General features: G+C 47.7%; 4 protein-coding genes. 1 reads left to right on the plus strand and 3 read right to left on the minus strand.

What is annotated here, in order from left to right; all coding sequences use genetic code 11:
* Positions 1-42 precede the first annotated feature (42 nt).
* From OEM52_14240 to OEM52_14250, 3 genes are all read right to left on the minus strand, one after another.
* On the minus strand, positions 43-1,734 hold the full coding sequence (locus tag OEM52_14240; GenBank protein ID MDK9701295.1) for a right-handed parallel beta-helix repeat-containing protein: 1,692 nt from the start codon (positions 1,732-1,734) through the stop codon (positions 43-45).
* A gap of 132 nt (positions 1,735-1,866) precedes the next feature.
* Positions 1,867-3,189, minus strand: a complete 1,323-nt coding sequence (locus OEM52_14245; GenBank protein ID MDK9701296.1) for an MFS transporter — start codon at positions 3,187-3,189, stop codon at positions 1,867-1,869.
* Complete coding sequence (locus OEM52_14250; GenBank protein MDK9701297.1) at positions 3,176-3,487, minus strand: hypothetical protein; 312 nt, start codon at positions 3,485-3,487, stop codon at positions 3,176-3,178. Before OEM52_14250 ends, OEM52_14245 begins: the two co-directional genes overlap by 14 nt.
* A gap of 301 nt (positions 3,488-3,788) precedes the next feature.
* Here OEM52_14250 and OEM52_14255 point away from each other — a divergent pair.
* Positions 3,789-4,285, plus strand: a 497-nt coding sequence (locus OEM52_14255; GenBank protein MDK9701298.1) for a hypothetical protein, incomplete at its 3' end; no start/stop codon positions are given.

The following is a 4,285-nucleotide window of genomic DNA, read 5'->3' on the forward strand; positions in this document are numbered from 1 at the left end:
ACAGATGCACGACAACCGTAAGAGCAATTGGTTGCTATCGGCTCACTTCAACAAAATCAATGAGATAGGTTTCTGATTGGGAACTTGGAGATAGTAACTCCCGGAGGGGAGAGTGGAGGGGAATTGCCATGTAATTGTCCATTTACCCGGTAGGGTTCGGAATGATTTTTCGGCAACGGTTCGACCCAATAAGTCAGTTAAACGGATTTCGCCGGTGAAGACTCCGACACCCGTGAGGTGAATTGATCCATTGGTGGGGTTGGGATAGGAGGCATGGATCGCAAATTGTTCTGGCAGATTTTGGATTTCTGTGGCACCGACCGAAACCGCCCAACTCTTCGTGGCAATCCCGTTCGGTTTGGTGTCGTTCAATTCCACTCTCACAACAACCGCGGGAACATAAAACGGCAATAAAATTGAATCTCCGGTACCAGAAAGGGTATTGTTTACATACCAACTCACCCGCACCGAATCGTTCGCATTGGGATCAGAATAGGTAACCCGAAAGAGGGTAGGACTTCCGTAGTTACGTGTAAGTGCTGTATCGACCGGAGTCCAGGTTTGAAAAACTGGCGGTAGATTCTGATTGTAGTAGCGATGGCCAATATCAGGTGGTGAGCCGTCCGGATCACGCGGTAAAAACCATTCCCCAGCATCGACCAACGGAGAATTGAAAATTGGGATTCGTTGATGACCGGTGCTCTGTTGCCACTGGGGGTTTACGGTTATTGCATTAGAGCCAACGGTTGTCCCTTGGACATTCCCACCTTGGTTCGCGAAGAAGTTACAATACCGTAAGTTTACCGTTGAGGATTGGGCATAGACTCCGTAATTCTCATTGTTATCGATTGCCGAGGAAGTCACATAACTAACGGTAGAATTAAACAAAAAGAGACCACTGCCACCGGGAGCTCGATTACCATTATCGCTCAAGGTCAATCGGGTCGCAGTCATCCCGCTGGCATTCAGCAAGTAGAGACCATCATTCCCATTAGCTACAATCGAAACGCGTTCCAGTAGATTGTTACTGACATTGTTGATGTAAACTCCGCGCTGTCCATTTTGCGAGATGTCGGAATCAAAGACATACAATCGTCCATTGTTGATTGTGCCATCTATCCATATTCCATGGTTGTTATTGTTCAGAATCGTGGAGTTTTGTAAAGTAATTCCAGCCCCTCGCATTGCATAGATACCATGGTTGATGCAAAACCGGATACTCGATTCGGTAAATGTCATGGTGGAGCCGGAATCAAGCTTGATACCGGATTGCCCAGCAGTGGAAATCAACGAACGGTTTATATTCACTGTACTTCGTGATGCGTCAATACCGAAACTGCTGGGGGATTGAATATCGGTCTGAACGACACTCAGAATAGAACCGCGCACCCGGAGCCCGCGATTCATGCCGCTTATCTGGGCAGTGATGCGGTTGAGTTGGTTGGTATTTTCGTAGCTTAAACCGGGAGAACCAGCACCGTTGATGCGAACCGGTGCTTGATCGGGAACACCGATAATTGCCATTCCTCGAATCACGAAGTTGGCGTTGGAACGAGTGATATTGATTGTAACTCCGGGGTCAACAACCAGTGTATCACCAATTTGAACGGTACAAGAAGCGGCGATGGTAATCGGTGACATCGCAATCGTCCAGCGCCCCTCCATTGGTTGCGCCGTCGCCAGAGAAACAAGTATCAAAGCTATGAAAAAAACAGCTGTTCGGAATGCTCTCATCGTTCATCTCCCATCGCATCTTTCGGAAAGTACTACGAAATGTATCGGATTGAAACAGAATTATAACATTTTGGCAGAATGATGTCGAAACTTGGATTCGTACTCGGATGAGCGAAAACCCTTTACTAGTTGTTACGAAGATTTCAGACGGGAGAAATACATGGCAGTAGTCCACCGGAGTACAGCAGTCATGGCGAATGCGAAATGGGTTGGGTAAATTGGCATCCCAAACAACATCCCCCGCGATGAAGCCCATACGTCCATTAGACTGCCACCGATAATCGAACCCACCGTAAAGCCTACTCCCTGCACCATAGCAAGATGTGCGACATACTTATTTCTTGTCAATTCGTTCGAGTAGCGCAGAGGTAATGTAGACGAGGTTAACTGCACTGCCGCCCAACCGAAAGCAGTTACGATGACTTCGGGAATAATCATAAACCATACGTTTTTTGTAATGAAGATCCAGAACATCGACACAGTGGAAAGAGCAATCATGCCTACAGTTGCAACATCATGATCGCCATGTTTATCGACCCACTTTCCCGCCCGCGGTGACACCAATGCCATCATCACGGTAAAGAATGCCCCATAGGCGGTAAGTGCGGTGTAGCCAAAATCCAAATATGTTAGCATGTGCACCGCCCAGTAGGGTCCGGCAAAGCCAACGGCGGTGTACCAACAGCCAAAACCAATCATCACCCGACGATAGGGAGGATCGTTCCATGGATGAACATCGACCGTAAACTCGGTGATTTTCTCGGTGCGGGTTCGAATGGTTCGGGGAATCTTCGTGAGTAAAAACAGTGATACCATTCCGGCAAGGATGGCAGCGCAACCGAGCAGGAAATGTCCCATATCTTCCCGACCGGATTTCCTCATCCAGTCAAGTAACGCGCCAGCACTTAACAAACTGATAATGTTAACGATAGAAGCACCACGCTGTCTTGCACCAAAGAACCTACCACGGAGATCGACCGCGATTAAATCCCCAACCCAACTGAGCCAACATAACTGGCTAATTGTAAATGCCAAGTTCATTGCAAAGACAAAGATCAATAGCCACCAGACAGCGTGTTGCGGTTTCCATAGCACCAACATCATTGGCGCAATCCACAATACTCTGCCGATTGCGGCAGTGATGATGACAACTTCTTTCCGTATCGGAGGTCTGTTGAAGAAGCCGCCAAGTATCGTCTGAAATGGCATTACCAGAAATACCATTGCATTGAGGAGGGAGATTTGCCAATTGGCGGCATCCAAATACTTTGCTAATCCAATTAGTAAACCACCCGCCGTTATCACAGTGAATCCGGAAGCAATCGAGCTTTCCCAAACCAGCCGGTGAAATACTCCCCGAAGTGATTTTGGCGGTGGGAGAGAAAAACGACCGCTCAATCGGGTGAGCGGCCGGAAAATGTTCATTAACGGAAGAAATGAATCAGCGTGCAGCATTCGGGATTGATTTGTACTCTTTCGTGGTAGACAATGCTTCCTTAGCCGATTCGACTGCTAATGCGGCATGTGTTAAAGCGGAGTCAGCCTTTTTCTCTTCCAAGTAACGTCTTGCATCAGCGATCCGTTCTTGTGCAATTTGGGTGGCATTCGTGGCGTAAAGCTCCGAACCTTCTTCCAATGCTTCTTGAAGAATTTTCTCTGCTTGCTCGATTGTCCGTTCAGAGCCTTTCACCCCACAACCGACCAATGCGACGGCAAAGATTGCAATGACAATCCACAATAGTTTGCGCTTCATGGTTTCCCCTTTCACGTGGAACAAAGTAAAATAATACCATTCATGCGGGGATGCAACGCATATCACACATTGCAACCACTCCGCAATTATCCTCCTCAAACATAATGCAACAAACCTGAAATTGCCACCGTTTTCGTATGAAAGATGATATTTGTTGAAAACCGAGTCGGGGAGTTCGTACTTTGCAATGCTGTAGCATCCAACCACGAACGAAATTAGATATCGGCCGAATAGAATTGCCGACTTTTACGATGCGACTATCCTGAATCATACCAGCATCCGCTTACTTGAGGAGTCACTTATGAGAGTAATCACTTACCAGCTGAACCTACCACTCCTCTTTATCATCTGTCTTCTCCTCCTTGGTACTATTCCAAGTAAAGCTGCAATGGATCAAGCGAAGATCCGCGGCCCGATACGGAAGGATTACTCTGTAGATATCGTGAATCCAGATGTCCGAAATCGGGTACACCGGGTCGGCAACATGTGGATGAATATCACCAACTTTGGTTTTTTTGGCAATTATTCGGTACGAAACGACAATGCGATGGTCGACCCGGAGTATCCAGGGACTTACGCTCCGCAAGCAGAATTTCCCGCTGGTTCCGATCAGACATATCTGTATCAAGCGGCAATCTGGGTCGGTGCTTTAGTACAAAACGAGGGACAGGAGTTTCCCCGGGTATCGGTAGGTACCGATGGTTGGGTACGAACCGCAAGTAACTCCTCAATCATCGAATTCTGGCCGGGCGAATCACCTGAAGGTGGCATATTAGAACGGAGTACCCGTCCCAATGC

The organism is bacterium, assembly GCA_030247525.1.
Taxonomy (GTDB): Bacteria; Electryoneota; JAOADG01; order JAOADG01; family JAOADG01; genus JAOTSC01.

Excerpts from the sequence above, each read along its gene's own strand:
- OEM52_14240 (MDK9701295.1), bottom strand. The coding sequence starts at position 1,734 with ATGAGAGCATTCCGAACAGCTGTTTTTTTCATAGCTTTGATACTTGTT.
- OEM52_14245 (MDK9701296.1), bottom strand. The coding sequence starts at position 3,189 with ATGCTGCACGCTGATTCATTTCTTCCGTTAATGAACATTTTCCGGCCG.
- OEM52_14250 (MDK9701297.1), bottom strand. The coding sequence starts at position 3,487 with ATGAAGCGCAAACTATTGTGGATTGTCATTGCAATCTTTGCCGTCGCA.